This window comes from Bifidobacterium castoris, from assembly GCF_003952025.1.
Taxonomy (GTDB): domain Bacteria; phylum Actinomycetota; class Actinomycetes; order Actinomycetales; family Bifidobacteriaceae; genus Bifidobacterium; species Bifidobacterium castoris.
On the sequence record NZ_QXGI01000004.1, the window covers coordinates 145,788 to 162,348 of the forward strand.

At 65.3% G+C, this 16,561-nt stretch carries 16 protein-coding genes and 1 pseudogene; 9 read left to right on the plus strand and 8 right to left on the minus strand.

The window, feature by feature from the left end; translation table 11 throughout:
• Positions 1–257: 257 nt before the first annotated feature.
• Positions 258–1,496: a hypothetical protein gene (locus D2E22_RS06170; RefSeq protein WP_126032226.1), complete on the plus strand. Its 1,239-nt coding sequence runs from the start codon at positions 258–260 to the stop codon at positions 1,494–1,496.
• A 151-nt stretch (positions 1,497–1,647) separates the two neighbouring features.
• Here D2E22_RS06170 and D2E22_RS06175 read toward each other — a convergent pair whose 3' ends face one another.
• The gene (locus tag D2E22_RS06175; RefSeq protein ID WP_241218248.1) at positions 1,648–2,376 is read right to left on the minus strand and encodes a response regulator transcription factor; all 729 of its coding nucleotides are present in this window, start codon (positions 2,374–2,376) and stop codon (positions 1,648–1,650) included.
• Between the two features lie 95 nt (positions 2,377–2,471).
• Here D2E22_RS06175 and D2E22_RS06180 point away from each other — a divergent pair, with 95 nt between their 5' ends.
• On the plus strand, positions 2,472–4,094 hold the full coding sequence (locus tag D2E22_RS06180; RefSeq protein ID WP_126032228.1) for a bifunctional folylpolyglutamate synthase/dihydrofolate synthase: 1,623 nt from the start codon (positions 2,472–2,474) through the stop codon (positions 4,092–4,094).
• Positions 4,095–4,645: 551 nt separating this feature from the next.
• On the opposite strand, the pseudogene D2E22_RS06185 reads toward D2E22_RS06180, so the two are convergent.
• Positions 4,646–5,638: pseudogene (locus tag D2E22_RS06185) on the minus strand (lipid II:glycine glycyltransferase FemX); the annotation flags it as partial.
• 48 nt (positions 5,639–5,686) lie between these two features.
• Positions 5,687–7,216 carry a UDP-N-acetylmuramoyl-L-alanyl-D-glutamate--2,6-diaminopimelate ligase gene (locus D2E22_RS06190; protein WP_126032229.1) on the minus strand — a complete coding sequence of 510 codons (1,530 nt, stop codon included), beginning with the start codon at positions 7,214–7,216 and terminating at the stop codon, positions 5,687–5,689.
• A gap of 168 nt (positions 7,217–7,384) precedes the next feature.
• On the opposite strand from D2E22_RS06190, the gene D2E22_RS06195 reads away from it, so the two are divergent.
• Positions 7,385–8,098, plus strand: a complete 714-nt coding sequence (locus D2E22_RS06195; protein ID WP_338142153.1) for a sigma-70 family RNA polymerase sigma factor — start codon at positions 7,385–7,387, stop codon at positions 8,096–8,098.
• 47 nt (positions 8,099–8,145) lie between these two features.
• A complete protein-coding gene (locus D2E22_RS06200; RefSeq protein WP_420897246.1) occupies positions 8,146–8,385 on the plus strand; it encodes a hypothetical protein in 240 nt (79 codons plus the stop codon).
• Between the two features lie 99 nt (positions 8,386–8,484).
• On the opposite strand, the gene D2E22_RS11005 is transcribed toward D2E22_RS06200, so the two are convergent.
• Both D2E22_RS11005 and D2E22_RS06205 read right to left on the minus strand, forming a co-directional pair.
• The gene (locus D2E22_RS11005) at positions 8,485–8,559 is read right to left on the minus strand and encodes a 50S ribosomal protein bL37 (protein WP_369803150.1); all 75 of its coding nucleotides are present in this window, start codon (positions 8,557–8,559) and stop codon (positions 8,485–8,487) included.
• Between the two features lie 85 nt (positions 8,560–8,644).
• Positions 8,645–9,598 carry an aldose 1-epimerase family protein gene (locus D2E22_RS06205; RefSeq protein WP_126032231.1) on the minus strand — a complete coding sequence of 318 codons (954 nt, stop codon included), beginning with the start codon at positions 9,596–9,598 and terminating at the stop codon, positions 8,645–8,647.
• Between the two features lie 205 nt (positions 9,599–9,803).
• On the opposite strand from D2E22_RS06205, the gene D2E22_RS06210 reads away from it, so the two are divergent.
• A complete protein-coding gene (locus tag D2E22_RS06210) occupies positions 9,804–10,829 on the plus strand; it encodes a 4-hydroxy-3-methylbut-2-enyl diphosphate reductase (RefSeq protein ID WP_277600010.1) in 1,026 nt (341 codons plus the stop codon).
• Between the two features lie 49 nt (positions 10,830–10,878).
• On the opposite strand, the gene ybaK is transcribed toward D2E22_RS06210, so the two are convergent.
• The 3 genes from ybaK to D2E22_RS06225 all read right to left on the minus strand — a co-directional run bounded on the left by ybaK (position 10,879) and on the right by D2E22_RS06225 (position 13,493).
• Positions 10,879–11,388 carry a Cys-tRNA(Pro) deacylase gene (gene ybaK / locus D2E22_RS06215; RefSeq protein ID WP_126032233.1) on the minus strand — a complete coding sequence of 170 codons (510 nt, stop codon included), beginning with the start codon at positions 11,386–11,388 and terminating at the stop codon, positions 10,879–10,881.
• 107 nt (positions 11,389–11,495) lie between these two features.
• On the minus strand, positions 11,496–12,554 hold the full coding sequence (gap, locus tag D2E22_RS06220; protein WP_095613388.1) for a type I glyceraldehyde-3-phosphate dehydrogenase: 1,059 nt from the start codon (positions 12,552–12,554) through the stop codon (positions 11,496–11,498).
• Between the two features lie 186 nt (positions 12,555–12,740).
• Positions 12,741–13,493 carry a thiamine diphosphokinase gene (locus D2E22_RS06225; protein WP_126032234.1) on the minus strand — a complete coding sequence of 251 codons (753 nt, stop codon included), beginning with the start codon at positions 13,491–13,493 and terminating at the stop codon, positions 12,741–12,743.
• Between the two features lie 402 nt (positions 13,494–13,895).
• Between D2E22_RS06225 and infC the strand changes: the two genes are divergently transcribed.
• The 4 genes from infC to xerD all read left to right on the plus strand — a co-directional run bounded on the left by infC (position 13,896) and on the right by xerD (position 16,504).
• Positions 13,896–14,585, plus strand: a complete 690-nt coding sequence (infC, locus tag D2E22_RS06230; RefSeq protein ID WP_026645145.1) for a translation initiation factor IF-3 — start codon at positions 13,896–13,898, stop codon at positions 14,583–14,585.
• Positions 14,586–14,602: 17 nt separating this feature from the next.
• Positions 14,603–14,794 carry a 50S ribosomal protein L35 gene (rpmI, locus tag D2E22_RS06235; RefSeq protein ID WP_095613566.1) on the plus strand — a complete coding sequence of 64 codons (192 nt, stop codon included), beginning with the start codon at positions 14,603–14,605 and terminating at the stop codon, positions 14,792–14,794.
• Between the two features lie 47 nt (positions 14,795–14,841).
• Positions 14,842–15,225: a 50S ribosomal protein L20 gene (rplT, locus tag D2E22_RS06240; RefSeq protein WP_095613567.1), complete on the plus strand. Its 384-nt coding sequence runs from the start codon at positions 14,842–14,844 to the stop codon at positions 15,223–15,225.
• A gap of 355 nt (positions 15,226–15,580) precedes the next feature.
• On the plus strand, positions 15,581–16,504 hold the full coding sequence (xerD, locus tag D2E22_RS06245; RefSeq protein WP_126032235.1) for a site-specific tyrosine recombinase XerD: 924 nt from the start codon (positions 15,581–15,583) through the stop codon (positions 16,502–16,504).
• Positions 16,505–16,561: the final 57 nt, after the last annotated feature.

The following is a 16,561-nucleotide window of genomic DNA, read 5'->3' on the forward strand; positions in this document are numbered from 1 at the left end:
CGCTGCATCTGGTGACCGGCTACCACTGCCATGCATCTCGCTTACGTACCCGCCAATTCTTATCTACATGCCGGTATCGGGCTCTCAGCCCCGTTGATTGGGCGGCCTTTCGCAGCTGGCGGATGTCACTTTCCGGGAATTGGCGGGTACGTAAGCGAGATGCACCCACTGATATTTGATATACAACCGTTTGGGGGACAGTTCCGACTGGATTCGCCACACTGCACGGCTTACGATGAGGGAAGGAAACGGTTGCAGTGAGCGAGGAGGCCCCAATGCGTGGATATAAGCAGTGGCGCAAGGTTCACAAAGCCGTGCTGCAGGCGGTGGCGCTGGTGTGCGCATGCCTGATGGTCGGCGCATGCGGTGTGCAAAAAACCGAGCCCGATCGTGTGAATCTCGCGGATGTGGTGCTGGCGGTCGGCCTGAATCCGCATTCCAAGGACGTCATTCGCGCCAACACGGGTCTCGTGGCGCTTGTACATGAGGACGGCACGGCCGATTTCATCGACACGAGGGGCATGGCCCCGCAGAACATGACGTGGAATACGGCGGGATTGTTCTTCGACGATTCCGAAAACCATTTCTATATTTCCCGCGATCGCGGGCATGGATACGTGAGCAAGCGTGAGAACTCCTCTGCTCCGGGGATCGCCATGGCGCCCGTGGGTGACGATGCGGTGCTGGCGATGTACCAAGGCGGGTATGCGCAGGCTGATGACAGCACCACCGTGCAGACGCAGTGGTTCACACCGAAGCCGCAGACACTCGTGACGAGTCCGGCGGCGTTGCCCGACGCCGTGGCGCAATGCCCGAGCGGCACATTCGCCACCGCCAGAAGCAATGACAATCCGGGATCCTACGTGCTCTACGAAATCAGTGAGACCGGTGGCATGAAGCAGATTGACTCGAAACCCGTGACCGAGCAGTTCGTGCCGGGCACGTCCACGGGTGCCGTGCCATGTGTGGGCGACGAGCTGGTACTGTTCGGCGGTGTGCGCGACGGTGCCAAAGGCAATGGTTATGGCTCGCAGACGCTCACCTTGCTCAAGTGGAATGTGAAAACGCACAAGCTCACGCAGGAGAATGCGGCCCAGAAGAACGGCGAACCGCAGCTCTACGTGGGGGAGGCGAGTTTCTTCTACGGTCAAGACCTGACGACCGACGCCGGTGAGATGATCGCGATGAGCACCGACGGCGATGTCGAGTTCATCGACATGCGCACGATGCAGATCACGCGGTCGAAGGAGCCTCCGCAGCTCTTCGATGTGGGCACTGCGCAGTATGACATCGCCGGTTCCGATGCCTACGCGTACATGATCTTCACGCCGACAAGCGGTTCCAAAGACGATGCGAAGATCTTCGTCTACCGCACATCGGATTGGGCACTCGTACATACCATCGACGCACAGGGCACGCTCAATGATCTGCTGAGCAATCGCAAGGAACTCTACCCGACGGTGTTCGCCGCGAATCCAACGATGAGCTGGGGCTGATGCCATGCTGACGGCATGATGGGAGGTTGTATATGAAGAGGCGGATGAAGGTCGCGATCACACTGATTCTGGTGATTGCGGGGATCGCAGCTGTGGCCTGCGTCGTGGCGCAGTGAGGAAAACCGTCGACCGTGGACCAGCTGCAGGCGGATTACCCGACGTACTCGTCGGTCGAGCAGGCGGTTGATGCGGCCGATCTCATTGTGACCGGCGCGCCGGTGGCATCGTCGGAGGAGACATTGCAGCCGTCGGCGACGCAACGCTCGAACGACCCGTAGGCCAATCCGCAATATGGGGCCGTGGAAGGGGCAGGGACACAACAGGAGCTGGGCGTCCCCGTCGCCGTCACCTCGGTGCGCGAATGCACGCCGAGCTTTTTGCACGCGCTTTTCACGAATGTTTTCACACTCGATTCGCTCACGTGCATGGTGTGCGCGATGCACGGGGTGGCCTTGCCCTGCGCGTAGTGGTCGAGCGTCTGCAATTCGCTTGGTGAGAGCGGATTGGTTCGCGCGGGCTGCTCATACCAGCGGATCAACGACTCGTCGTGCAGCAGCATGCCTGCGAGATGCACGATCTCCTCGATCCTCGACTCCTTGGGCAGCACCACGAGGCCGGGCTCCTCAACGGAGTCGGGGAATGCGGAGATGCCGATGACCACGAGGTTCGGGTGGTGCGCGCGAAGTCTGTGGAACAGTTCGCGGCCGTTCATACCGGGCATCTCGATGTCAGTGAGCACGACCTGCGGGCGTGTGGACTCGTCGTCGCAGGCAAGCCATGCCTGTTGCGGGTCGGTGAACGCCCATCGCACGCGCAGCGGCGCGTTCAGCGTGCCGAAACTGCGGGCGAGCAGATCGAGCACGAGCGGATCGTTGCCCACAATGCCGAGCGAATAGTGGTTGAGCGGGAGCGGTCGAATGTGCGCATAGAATGGACACGGTTCACGTATTTTCGGGAAACGAACACGAGGTTTTCATGGCAGACGCACAACCCACCATCCACGACGTCGAACGCGACATCATGAGCCGTCCGAGCGAAAGGAACACGACGAACCTTGACCTCAGGCGGATGACGATGATTCTTGATCTGCTCGGCAATCCGCAGGATTCGTTCCGCGTGATCCACATCACCGGCACGAACGGCAAGGGGTCGACGGCGCGCATGGCCGAGGCGATCTGCCGCGCGTACGGCATGCGCACCGGCCTGTACACGTCGCCGCACCTCGAACACGTCAACGAACGCATCGCGATCGACGGTCAGCGTCTGTCCGACGACGACTTCGTCGAGCTGTGGGACCAGGTCAAGGACTTCGTCGCGCTCGTCGACAAGAAAATGGACGAGGAAGGCGCGCCGCGCATGAGCTTCTTCGAGGTGCTCACGGCGATGGCGATCTGGAAGTTCGCGGACGCGCCGGTCGACGTCGCGATCGTCGAGGTCGGCATGGGCGGCCGCTGGGACGCGACGAACGTGCTCGACGCGGACGCCGCCGTCATCGGGCCGATCGACATGGACCACATGGCATGGCTCGGCGACACCGTCGAACAGATCGCCGAGGAGAAGGTCGGCATCATCAAGCCGGGCTGCACGGCGGTCATCGGACGGCAACCGCATGAGGACGAGGTCATGCCGATCATCGAGCGGGCGGCCGCGGAGAACCACGCGACGCTCGTGCGCGACGGCGTGGAGGCGGAAGTTGTCTCGCGCATGCCCGCCGTCGGCGGACAGATGGTCACATTACGCACGCCGAACGGCACCTACGCCGACGTGCCGCTCGACAAGTTCGGCGAGCATCAGGCGCACAACGCGCTCGCGGCGCTGTGCGCGGCCGAGGTCGTCATCCCGGTCACCGGCGCGCTCGACGGCGATCTGGTGGCCGAGGCGTTGAGCTCGGTGAAGATCCCGGGGCGCATCGAACAGGTGAGGAACTCGCCGACGATCATCATCGACGGCGGCCACAACGTCAACGCTGCCGAGGCGTTGCGCGCGGCGATCGAGGAGAACTACGACCTCACGCAGCTCGTCGCCGTCGTCGCGATGATGGAGGACAAGCAGGTCGAGGAGTATCTCGGCGTGCTCGAGCCGATCGTCAGCGAGATCATCGTCACCGAGAACTCGTGGAAGGATCGTGTGATGCCGGCGGACAAGCTCGCCGAGATCGCGCGCGACGTGTTCGGGCCGGAACGCGTCACCTGCATTCCGGCGCTGCCGGATGCGATTCAGGAGGCCGTCAACCGTGTGGACGCCGACGACGAGCTCGGCGTCGGCTACGGACACGGCGTGCTCATCTGCGGCAGCTTCGTCACGGCCGGCGACGCGCGCATGCTGCTCAAGGAATCGATCCATCCGGACCTGCAAAAGCCGAAGGAGGAGCGCGTGCATCAGGTCGCGGTGACGCCGCGGACGCGCGATGCGGCCGCCGCGCAGACTGCGGCTGGCGCGGCTGGCGCGGCGGGCGATGCCGGAATGGACGCCGCCGAGCGCGAATACGAGTCCGACGAGGACACCGACTTCGACGTCTTCGACGTGCGCGGCATCATCGGCGCGGATGATGACGGTGATGGCGAGGACGGCGACGGAGGCGACGCGGCCGGCGACTGATTCAGTCGTCGTGGGCGGCGTTCCATGGGTGGCCCCATCCACAGAACGCCGTCAGACGGATAAATGAAAAATGGTGGAGGTCGGCGACTATGGGCAGTCGCCGACCTCCACCGTTCGCAAATAGGCAAGTGGGGGTGGCCGCGCTACTTGGCGGAGTCCTCATTCCGCGCGACGTCGGGCTTGTCGGCCTGTGACGCCTCCTTCGCATCCGGCTGCGTCGTTGTCGCGTCTTCCGCCTGCGTCCGGGGCTGTGCCTGCCGCGTCGTCGGCTGCGGCTGCGCAGACGCAGCCTGCCGTTTCGCATCCGCCTGTACTGCCTTTACATCCTCCGTCGGCGCCTGGGGCTGTTTCGCATCAGCCTTCGCCTGCGCCGTCTGCTGCGGCTTCGCCGATCGCTTCTGCGTCTGTTGCCCATTCGCCGGTTGCGCCTGCCTCCGCTGCACTGGTTTCTGCTGCGCCGCCGCCTTCGTCTGCTGCGCTTGCGTCTCAGCCTGCGCCTTCCTGGCGGCCTCACGCTGCTCGGCCTTCTCCGCGTTGCCGTGCGTCTTCGGGCGCAGCGCACGCCGCACGTCCTGCAGCATCCGCAGCGATCTGTAGAAGAGTTTCTTGATCGGGATGTCGCGGCCGGCGGCGATCGTCGTCGTGTCGTCGGCGAACTTCGTCTTGAATTCGTTGAGGGATTTGAGCGACGGCGCGAAGTCGTTGCCGATGCCCATCAGATCGAGCTTCTCGTAGCCCATCTGCCCGAGTGCGCATGCGACCGTGTACAGCAGCTTGTCCGGCACATGCTGCCGCTTGACGGACGTGAGCATCGACGCGTAGTAGTAGACGCCGGTCTTGCCCTGCAGCGTGACGATCGTCCACGCGACGACCTTGCCGTCGATGCGTGCGCCGAACACGCGGCAGTGCTCGGGGCCGAGCGCCTTGATCATGTCCGTGTAGTCGCTCATCGGCGCCGGTGTGAAGCCGTCGCGCCGCGCCGTCTCCACCATGACCGCGTAGTAGTCGGCGAAGTCCTTCGTCGCGATCTCGGTCTCGTCCGCGCACGTCGCCGGCGACTCGCGCAGCGCCTTGCGCACGTCGCGCCTGCCGCGCCTCTTCATGCGTGCGAGAACCTCCTCGTCGCCGCCGGTTATGTCGAGTACGACGGTCTCGTTGTACGGCACCGTCGACAGCACCGGATAGGTGCCCTCGTCCGACCATGTGTCGATGCGCAGGAACGCGACGTGCTTGTCGTGCGTCCTGACGAAGTCGACGAGTTCGGCGACGACCGCCTGTTCGAGCCGCTTGTCCGGCTTGCTCTTCCAGACCGGCCCGTGCATCGCGCGCAGGTAGTGGTAGCCGTGCGTCTCCATGTCGATCAGCGAGACGACGGCGACGATGGCGTTGCCGTCGCGGATGATCAGGCATCCCCACGGCGTGCGTCCCTCGACGCCCGCCTGGAAGTCCGCCCATACCGACGTCTGTTCGATCGGCAGTTCGATGCCGTTGGCGTCGGCCTCGCGTTCCATCGTCTGCGGACTGACGCGTTCGATCGTGATCATGATGTCCTTTCGTTCCTTGGCGTCCCTTATTCTATGCGTTCCGCGCGTTCAGCCGAACAGACGCCTGATGATGCTCGAATCGCCCTCGTACGGCACATGCTTGTTGTGCATCTTGATCCAGCGTTCGTCGCCCTTGCCGATGAGCAGCAGCACGTCGAATCCGTCATGTTCGCGCGCTTCGGCGACGACGTCCTCGACGGCGGCCGCACGGTCGATGATGATCGACGCGTCGACGTCCGGATTCGTCACATGGCCGAGCATCTGCTCGGCGATCGCCATCGGATCCTCGGTGTTCGTGTCCTCGGTGGTGAGCACGATGCGCTGCACGCGGTCCTGCGCGGCCTCGATGATCTCCTTGCGCCGGTCGATCGCCTTGTCGCCGGCCGACCCGGTGAGCAGCGTGATCCGCGGACGCCGCGCGCCGTATTTGCGTGTCACGAAGTCGAGCAGCGCGTTGACCGAGGCGTAGTTGTGCGCGTAGTCGACGATGGCGACCGTGTCCGAGCGCGGATCGGTCGTCTCCTCCATCCTTCCGGCGATGCGTACGTCGGCCATCGACTGCAGGGCGCGCGGATCGTGGATGTCGATGCCGACGAGCTGCGCGAGCGCGAGCGCTGCGCAGGCGTTCGCGTAGTTGAAGTCGCCTTCGAGCGCGAGGCTCAGTTCGCCGATCGGCTGACCTTGCGTGAACATGAAGGCCGTATGCTCGTCGTCGATCGGCCGCGCGGTGACGTCGGCGGTCGGCTCGTCGATCGAGAAGGTCGTGACCGGCACGTTCGCGATCATCGCGTCCTCGGCGACGAGTCCCGCGTAGGCGCCGGGGACGCCGAGCACGAGCGCGCGCGTGTTGCGCACGATCTGGCGTTTGCAGTGCAGGTAGTCCTCGAAGGAGGGGTGCTCGATCGGGCTGATGTGGTCGGGTGAGATGTTGAGGAACGCGGCCGCGTCGAAGGTCAGGCCGTAGACGCGGTTGACCTTGTATGCCTGCGAGGAGACCTCCATGACGAGGTAGCGCATGCCGCTGTCGACCGCCTCGCGCATCATGCGGGCCGCGTCGAGCGATTCGGGCGTCGTCAGGTCGGATTCGACGTAGTGCACGCCGTCGACGCAGTTGTCGACCGACGAGAACAGCGCGCACTTGTTACCGCTCATCGCGTTGATGATCGCGTGCGTGAAGTACGAGGTCGTCGTCTTGCCTTTCGTCCCGGTGACGCCGATGAGCCTGAGCTCGCGCTCCGGATAGTCGTAGAAGGCCTGCGCAAGCAGGCTGAGCGCCTTGGTCGCGTCGTTGACGATGAGGCCGGGGGCGCGGGTGACGCCGCTGTAGTCGTGTTCGGCGACGTAGGCGGCCATGCCGTGCCCGTCGGCGTCGGTGAGGTATTCGGCCTTGAAGTTGCCTTTGCAGCACATGAGCGTGCGCGGCTTGATCTGCTTGGAATCGTAGGTGATATGCGCGAAGGGGACGTCGGAATCGGAGACCGTGGACGCGAAGTCGGTCCAGCGGTCCGGTGTGATGATCTCCCGCAGCAGGTCGTGCTCGCCCAGTAGTGCGGCTGCGGATTGCAATGTCAACGTCATGGCTCGTGCGCTCCTTGAGGTACCCGGTGATGTCGTCCAAGCATTCTACCGCGCGGCTTGCATCGGCCCGTCGGCGCATGTGGGGCCGGCATGTAACGCCGTGGGCTTGAGCGCATGCGATTGCGTACAATAGGGGGCGTGAGCGAACAAGAGACGAAAGCCGAGACGATGGAGGCCAAGCGCGCGCGCTTCGAGAAGCTCGCGATGCCCGCCGTCAACGCGCTCTACCGTCAGGCGATGAAATTCACCAACAATCCGGAGGATGCGCAGGATCTCGTCCAGGACACCTTCGAACGCGGCTTCAAGGCCTTCGACTCGTTCAAGCCGGGATCGAACTTCGAGGCGTGGATGACGACGATCGAGCGCAACGCCTTCTTCAACCAGTACGCGAAGGCGAAGCGCCGTCCGCAGCGGGCGAACGACTCGACCGGCGAATACGACGACTGGGACATCTATGCCGCATCCGAACATGCCTCGCAGGGGCTGCGCTCGGCGGAGCAGGAGTATCTCGAGGCTTTTGCGCCCGAGGAGATCATGGCGGCGCTCAACAAGCTGCCCGAGGAACGCCGGCAGGTGTTCATCGACGCGGCGATCGACGGCAAGTCATACCAGCAGGTCGCGGATGAGCAGGGCATCAAGATCGGCACCGTCATGAGCCGGCTCAACCGCGCACGCACGCAGCTGCGCAAGGAGCTCGCCGAATACGCGGCGGCGCGTGGCTACGGCAACGGTGCGGACGGCGCTAAGCCGACGCGCGGCCGGGGGCGCAAACCTGTCGCCGGGGTCGTCGCTGTCGTCGGCGGAAATAAAAAGACGTCGAAGACCGTTGAATCTGATGGCGACCACGAACTCGTGGCCAATACGGCGAAGGGCGGTGCGTGATGAGCACGGATGAACGGCCCGGACAGGAACGACTGGGAAACGACGAGATGAACGAAGCGAACAGGGAAGCGGCCGGCGGCGACTGCTTCGATCCGGACACCTGCTGCGACCGCTATGAGCAGATGATGATCCGCGCGATGCGGGCGGTGCTGCGGCCCGAGGAGGCGCCCGAATGCCTCTACGAGAAGCTCAGGATGACGCTCGATGCGTGCTGCGGGCACGCCCATGTGACGCATACGGTCGTCACGCACGCCGTCGTGCACCATCACGGCGCCGACGGGCGGTGACTGGCCGGACCTCGCAAAACGGCCGTCGGATATGCGAAAGCCCCTTGGAAACCAAGGTTTCCAAGGGGCTTTCGCATTGCTCAGGCCGAAGCCGGCGAATCAGGCGTTTGGCCTTTTGCCGTGGTTCGCAGCCTTTTTACGACGAGCCTTACGCTTGCGTCCGCGCATTCCCATGATGGACTCCTTTGGATAGAACAATCAATGCTAGCCTTGATTAGCCTACAGGATTATCGCATGGCGTGCCGACGTGGCGGCCCGCTCAGTCGCGCACGCCGATGAACAGGCGCGTCTCGCTCGTCTGTCCCGGCTCGATGCGGATCAGGTCGACGCCGGTGTTGAACGCGTTCGCATACGCCGTCTGCGGTTCGACGGCGACGCCGGCGGGACGGATGTCCGTCGGGAAGCCGGTGCCGGTGCAGATCTGGAACGACGTGATCGTCTCGTCGCCGCCGACGACGACGCGCCTGCCGTCCGTCCGCGTCAACGTCGCCGTCGCATCGCCGTGCGCGTCATGGCGCACGTCGGTGAGCGCGTCGTCGTACGGCTGCTCGTCGAGCGGGCGCGGCGCGCGGAAGTCGAACTTCGTGCCTTCGACCGGCTCGGTGCCGATCGGAATGAGGTTCTTGTCGACGCGCACATGGGTGTCGGCATCCACCTCGAGCGTGCACCGCGCGTTGTGCGCGTCGATCTCGTCGCCGTGGCCGTCGAGGCCGTTGGCGATCCACGGGTGGATCGCCAACGCCCACGGCGCCGCCTGATCCGAGCGGTTGTGCGCGCACACGAGGATATGCAGGCCGTCGTCATCGAGCGTGTAGGTCACGGTGACGACCAGGTCGAAGGGGTAGTAGGGCGCCGGAGGCATGCGCCATGAGAGCGTCGCTTCGCATTCGGTGAGCCGTTCGAGACGCCAGTACTGGTCCTTCGCGAAGCCGTGGATCGCGTTGTTGCGGTCCGGTTCGTTGATCGGCAGCTGGTAGTCGACGCCGTCGAAGGTGTATCGCCCGGCGGCGATGCGGTTGGGGAACGGGATGAGCAGCTGGCCTTCGCAGCATGCGACGATGTCGTTCGCGCCGAGAGGAACGGTCACATGCACGCCGTCGCAGGTCAGCACGCGCAGCGTCGCGCCGAGTTCTGCGATGACGGCGCGGTACCGGCCGTGTTCGATCGTGTACTGGTCGCCGGTGCGCGGCGGCATGGTGGTCGTCAATGACATGGCATGCTCCCTTGGTTGCCTGGGGCGGTGCGGGTCCGTGCGTGCGCCGGCCCCGCACCGGAAAGTGGATGGTTCACCGGGCCCATCATAGTCGTCCGCATCGGTGGATGCGCACCGTCCGCGCGTACGCCTGCGCGCCGCCAGCTGCGAACGCCGACGTGCGGGGGAGGCGAAAGACGGGAGCGGGGTGCTGTGCGGCGTGCATATGGTTTGGTATCGTGGGGAGTCGGCCGAAACAGGGAGGGCGCATATGGCACGACGCATCATTCTGGCGAATCCGCGCGGATTCTGCGCGGGGGTGGACCGCGCGATCCAGACGGTCGACACGATCCTCAAGACCGCGCGCGGACCGCGGGAGGACGGGCTGCCGCCGGTCTACGTGCGCCGTCAGATCGTGCACAACCGGCATGTCGTCGAACAGCTCGCCTCCCGAGGCGCCGCCTTCGTCGAGGAGCTCGGCGAGATCCCGGACGAGGCCGCGGCCGCCGGCATTCCGGTCGTGTTTTCGGCGCACGGCGTATCCCCGGCCGTGCAGCGCGAGGCCGACCGGCGCGGGCTGGCGGTCGTCGACGCGACGTGCCCTCTCGTTGGCAAGGTGCACCGCGAGGTGCTGCGCTTCGTGCGCGAGGGGTATGAGATCGTCTACATCGGCCACGACGGCCATGACGAGGCCGTCGGCGTCGTAGGCGAGTCGCCGGAGCATGTGCATCTGATCGAGCACGCCGTCGACGTCGACGGCCTGGCGTTCACGCCGGACGCGAAGCTTGTGCTGCTCACGCAGACGACGCTCAGCGTCGACGAGACGGCGGATGTCATCGCCGAGCTGCAGCGGCGCTTCCCATGGATCGAGCTGCCGCCGAGCTCGGATATCTGCTATGCGACGTCGAACCGGCAGGAGGCCGTCAAGCTCGTCGCGCGGCAGGCGGACTGCATGGTCGTCGTCGGTTCGGCGAACTCGTCGAACTCGGTGCGGCTGATGGAGGTCGCGAACGAGGCGCTCGGCGCGCGCGGCGACGCGCACCGCGTCGACGACGCCGCCGAGATGGATCCGGCATGGTTCGACGGCGTCGGGACGGTCGGCGTCTCCTCGGGCGCCTCGGTTCCCGACGAGCTCGTCGTCGGCGTCGTCGAACGGTTGCGGGAACTCGGTTTCAGCGAGGTCGACACCGTCGAGACGATCCGGGAGAACATGCACTTCGTGCTGCCGAAGGAGCTGCGCGCGCGGCGATGAGACGCTCGTGACGCTGCGCGCGCGGCGTCACATAAGCGTTCGGTGCGGCTCAGTACGATTTGTTCGTCGTGCCGATCGGCGCGACGGCCGCGTCGAGCACGTCGGCCAGATCGTGCGGATCGACGCCGAGGCTCAGGCCGCGTCTGCCGCCGGAGACGAGGATGACGTCGAAGTCCATCGCCGAGGCGTCGAGCACGGTCCTGTGCCGCGTCTTCTGGCCGAGCGGGGAGATGCCGCCGACGACGTAGCCGCTTTCACGCATCGCGACCTTCGGGTCGGCCATCTCCGCCTTCTTCGCGCCGACGGCGTGCGCGAGCTCCTTGAGGCTCATGTGGCCGTTGACCGGCACGACGCCGATGACGCGCTCGTCGCCGGTGTCCGCCATCAGCGTCTTGAATACCTGCCGCTCGTCGTAGCCGAGCTTGCGCGCCGCCTCGAGGCCGTATCCCTCCGCGTCGTCGTTGCTGTGTTCGTATTCGTGGATCGTGAACGCGACGCCCGCCTGTTCCAACTGCGCGATCGCCGGCGTCGCGGCCGCCTTGTGCTTCTTCTTGCCCATGCGCACCAGTGTAGGACCGGTGCACGGCAACGAAGAAGGGGGGCTTCTCGCATCGGCGAAAAGCCCCCTGTCGTCAACGATGCCGTTCAGCGGGCATCATCGCCGGTTCACTCGGAGATCTCGGCGAAGTACTCGAGCGTGCGCACCATGTTCGACGTGAAGCCGTACTCGTTGTCGTAGAAGGCAACGGTGCGGGCCATCGTCACGCCGTCGACGGTGTTGACGTCGGTCTGCGTCGGATCGAAGACGCCGCCGTGGGTGTCGCCGACGATGTCGCCGGAGACGATCTCGTCATCGTTGTAGCCGTAGTAGGCGCAATCCTCGAACGCGTCCTTGAACGCGGCGTTGATCTCGTCGACGGTCGCGTCCTTGTCGAGGACGGTGAACAGCTCGGTGATCGAGCCGTCCGGGACCTGCACGCGCTGGGCATGGCCCTGCAGCTTGCCGTTGACCTCCGGGACGACCTTGCCGATCGCCTTCGCAGCGCCGGTCGAATGCGGGATCGTGTTGATCGCGGCGGCGCGCAGCGCACGGCCGCTCTTGTTGCCGCGCGGGCCGTCCAGGATCATCTGGGTGCCGGTGTAGGCGTGGATCGTGGTCATGAAGCCGGCCTTGATGCCCCACTTGTCGTTGAGAAGCTTGACCATCGCGGCCATCGAGTTGGTCGTGCAGGAGCCTGCGGAGACGATGTTGTCGTCCTTCTTGAGGATGTCGTGGTTGACGCCGAAGACGACGGTCGGGGTGGTTTCGTCCTTCGCCGGGGCGGAGATGAGGACCTTCTTGGCGCCGGCGTCCAGGTGGGCCTGGGACTTCTCGGCGGAGGTGTAGAAGCCGGTGCACTCGAGCACGAACTCGACGCCGTCGTTGGCGACCCACTTGAGGTCGCGCGCGTCGCGCTCGGCGTAGACCGGGTATTCCTTGCCATCGACGACGATGGCGGTGTCGGTGGCCTTGACGTCGACCGGGGTGCCGTCGACGTGCTTGAAGACGCCGTGGGTGCTGTCGTACTTGAGCAGGTAGGCGAGAGCGGCCGGCGAGGTCAGATCGTTGATCGCGGTGACCTCGATGTCGGCGGCTTCGCCGCCCTTCTCCTGCAGCTCGAAGATGCGGCGGAACGCGAGGCGACCGATGCGGCCGAAACCGTTGATACCAATCTTAACTGTCATGTAGTTTCTCCCTTGGGGACAGCTTCGGGGCGTTCTCACGCCCTTCGGCTTGGTTAACCAACACCTTCACTGTAGTGGCTTTGCTTGACTTAGGCCATTCCTCGCGCGCCGGCAAAGCGTTGTGATTGCTTGCAAACGTATGCACGCCGCGCTGTACGCGAAGCCGCCGCCGAGGCGGCCCGGCCGTCAGCGTCTGACGAGCGCGGGCGTGACCTCTATCGACGGCTCGCCGAGGTCGCCGTGCGCCCGCGCGCCGACGAGCGCGGGCGTCGGCGCCGCGTCGTCGAAGACGACGATCAGGACGCCTTGGGCCACGCTGATGCGCGACCCGAGGCCGTCGACGAACTCGTTGCTCAGGCCGTTGACCTCGAGGTTCGTCATCCTCGCGTCGTCGAGCCGGTATTTGAGGCCGTCCTCGCACACGCCCCGCGCGACGTCGGTGTGCGAGAACACCGAGACGTACTGCGTCGACGGCACGGCGTGCGCCGGGAACTCGAGGGCGGCGTCTGCGACCGCCGTGACGACGCGGCCGTCGCCGTGCAGATACATGATGCCGCCGTGCGCCGCGACGAGCGCGGTCTGCTGGATGTTCGAGATCGTATGGTCGACGCGGCCTCCGAGTGCGCCGTGGACGTGGAACTCGCGCGCGCCGTGCCTCCATCCGATCTTCAGCGCGCTCAGCAGATCCGGGTCGTCCTTTTCCGAAGGCAGCGCGACGGTGCGCGCGCCGATCGCGACGCGCGGCGTGGAGGTCGAGTCGAAGTCGCCGACGACGACGTCCACATCCACGCCGAGCGCGCGCGCATGGTCGTAGCCGCCGTCCGCGGCGACGACGAAGGCGCCCCGCGGCACGGCGATCGGCGCGCCGTAGTAGTCGCCGGCGGCGAAGACGACGCAGACCGGCGACGACGGGCGTGACGGCGATGATGGCTGCGGCATGGTTCCTCGATTCCCTCGCTGATATGATCTCGATGATAGCCACGGACGTGCTCACCGCCGCCGTCTGGATCGTGCCCGGGCGTTCCGCCGGCAAGTGCGCCGTGGTTGCGCGTCCCCGGCATACCCGTGTCGCGAAAGTCCGGGGGTGTGGTATTATCGTTCAGGCTTGAGAAATCAAGAAAGTGGGAAACCCACCTGGAAGTCCGTCATGACTTCGGGTCATAGGCACGGCCTGCGCGCGGCGGTTCGCGGTGTGGGCGCTGCGTGCGCACGGTGGACGGCATGTCCGCACGGTGCCGCGCGGCAGGGAACGGCGCGTCGATCGTCGGCGATGTTCCTTGGTGCCCATGAACCAAGTATGATGACGGCGCGGATGGCGCGACCACTGCAGGAAACCATAGGATTGGAGTCATCATTAGCGACGAACCACGCATTAACGACGAGATTCGCGTCTCACAGGTGCGCCTTATCGGACCGAACGGCGAGCAGGTGGGGGTCATCGCGACTTCCGTCGCACTGAACCTGGCCAAGGAAGCGAACCTCGATCTCGTCGAGGTGGCACCCAACGCGAAGCCTCCGGTTGCCAAGCTGATCGACTACGGCAAGTTCAAGTACAACGAGAAGATCAAGCAGCGCGAAGCGCGCCGCAACCAGAGCACCGCGGAAATCAAGGAGATCCGTTTCCGCCTCAAGATCGACGAACACGACTTCGAGGTCAAGAAGGGCCATGTCGAGCGCTTCCTCAACGGCGGCGACAAAGTCAAGGTCACGATCATGCTGCGCGGCCGCGAACAGTCGCGTCCGATCGGCGGCGTCGAGCTGCTGCAGCGCCTCGCCGACGAAGTCGCGGAATCGGGCACGATCGAATCCGCGCCGAAGCAGGAGGGCCGCAACATCATCATGACCCTCGCCCCGAAGGGCAAGAAGGTGCACACGCAGTCCGAGCAGCGCCGTCGCGGAGCGGAATCCCGCGCCGAACGTCAGGCGCGCCAGGCCGCGCGCCTCGCCGCCAAGCAGGAGGCCAAGGCCCAGGAGGCGAAGGAAGCACAAGCCGTCGTCGCCGAAGCAACCGAGACTTCAGCAACGAAGTAACAACAAGGAGGGCAGCAATGCCGAAGATGAAGACAAAGACCGCGGCCGCCAAGCGCGTTCGTGTGACCGGTTCCGGTAAGCTCATGCACGCTGGCTGCGGCATGCGCCACAACCTCGAGCACAAGTCCGCTCACAAGCGCCGCGACCTGAAGCGCGACTCCGTTCTGCCGACGTCGCAGGCCAAGAAGATGAAGGGCCTGCTGGGCTGAGACCGGCAAGTCGAGATCGTTTCAAGAAAGAAAGCTGAGGAACAACAATGGCACGTGTCAAGCGCGCAGTGAACGCCCACAAGAAGCGTCGTACGGTACTCGATAGGGCCTCGGGCTACCGCGGCCAGCGTTCCCGCCTGTACCGCAAGGCGAAGGAACAGCTGCTGCACTCCTTCAACTACAACTACCGTGACCGCAAGGCGCGCAAGGGCGACTTCCGCAAGCTGTGGATCCAGCGCATCAACATCGCCGTCCGCAACGAAGGCATCACCTACAACCGCTTCATCCAGGGCCTGCGCCTCGCCGGCATCGAGCTCGACCGCCGTGCGCTTGCCGACCTCGCGGTGAACGATCCGGATACGTTCAAGACGATCGTCGAGCAGGCGAAGGCCGCACTGCCCGAGGACGTCAACGCTCCGGTCGCCGCCTGAACCGAAGACGCCAAGCGGGCGCGCCGGGACATCGGACGATGAGCCGGCGCGTCGCATACGTCGCAAGAGCCGAACCCAGCCTCGCGCGGGTTCGGCTCTTCGTATAGCCGACGTCTGCCGTCGCGCCGGCCGATCGTCTGCGGATTCCTGCGGCATCCTGTGGGTGAGGTCAGCTATGGATGCCGTGTCGGCTGCCGCAGACGGCATTCTGCGCGTGGGCTCACCCAAGGAACGTCTCCGAATGCCGGCGGAGGCGGCATGGCCGTACCATGGCGGTGGCTATCGGCGTATATATGCATGCGCGTCGCCGGCACGGGGCCGGCGTGCACGGACGGGATCGGCGAAGGAGGGTCGGATGACGGACGGGCTGCGGATGGCGGAAGCGAAGTTCCTCGCGAGCATCGACGTCGAACGCGGGCTGGCGAAGGCCACCGTCGAGGCCTACGAGCGTGACCTCGACCGTTATCTGCAGTGGCTCGACGCGCGTGGCATCGACGATGCGCGCGCGATCACGCCGCTGCACGTCGAGGCCTTCATACAGTCGCTCGCCATCGACGGACAGAGCGCGACGAGCCGCGCGAGGCACCTCGCGAGCGTGCACATGTTCCACCGGTTCATGCTCGGCGAGCACCTCGTCGACGACGACGTCTCGCGGCAGGTGAAGGCGCCGAAGGCCGCCTCGACGCTGCCGGACGTGCTCGACGTGGACGAGGTCGCTGCGCTGCTCAGGGCGGCGCAGCCCGAGAGCATGGACGACGCCGCCGGGTTGCGCGACGCCGCGCTGCTCGAGTTCATGTACGCGACCGGCTGCCGCGTGAGCGAGGCCGTCGGCACGAACCTCGACGACTTCGACTTCGACGAACAGGTCGTGCGCCTGACCGGCAAGGGCGACAAGCAGCGGCTCGTGCCCTTCGGTGATTACGCGCGCGAAGCGCTGGACGCCTACCTCAGATGCGGCCGCACGCCGCTGCAGGAGAAGGCGAAGGGGACGCCGGAGCTGCGCGCGACCTTCCTGAACCTGCGCGGCCGTCGCCTGTCGCGCCAGTCGGTGTGGGAGATCATGCGCCGCACAGGCGAGCGCGCTCGCATCACGCGTCCGCTGCACCCGCACACATTGCGGCATTCGTTCGCGACGCACCTCATCCAGGGCGGCGCGGACGTGCGCACCGTGCAGGAGCTGCTCGGGCACGCGTCGGTCAAGACGACGCAGATCTACACGCACATCAGCCCCGAAGCTCTCATCGAGACGTACATCACCGCTCATCCACGCGCCAAATAGCCGGTCGTGGTGCGCATGAAGCGGTACACTGGGCATTTATGAAGACAGGACGTCGCC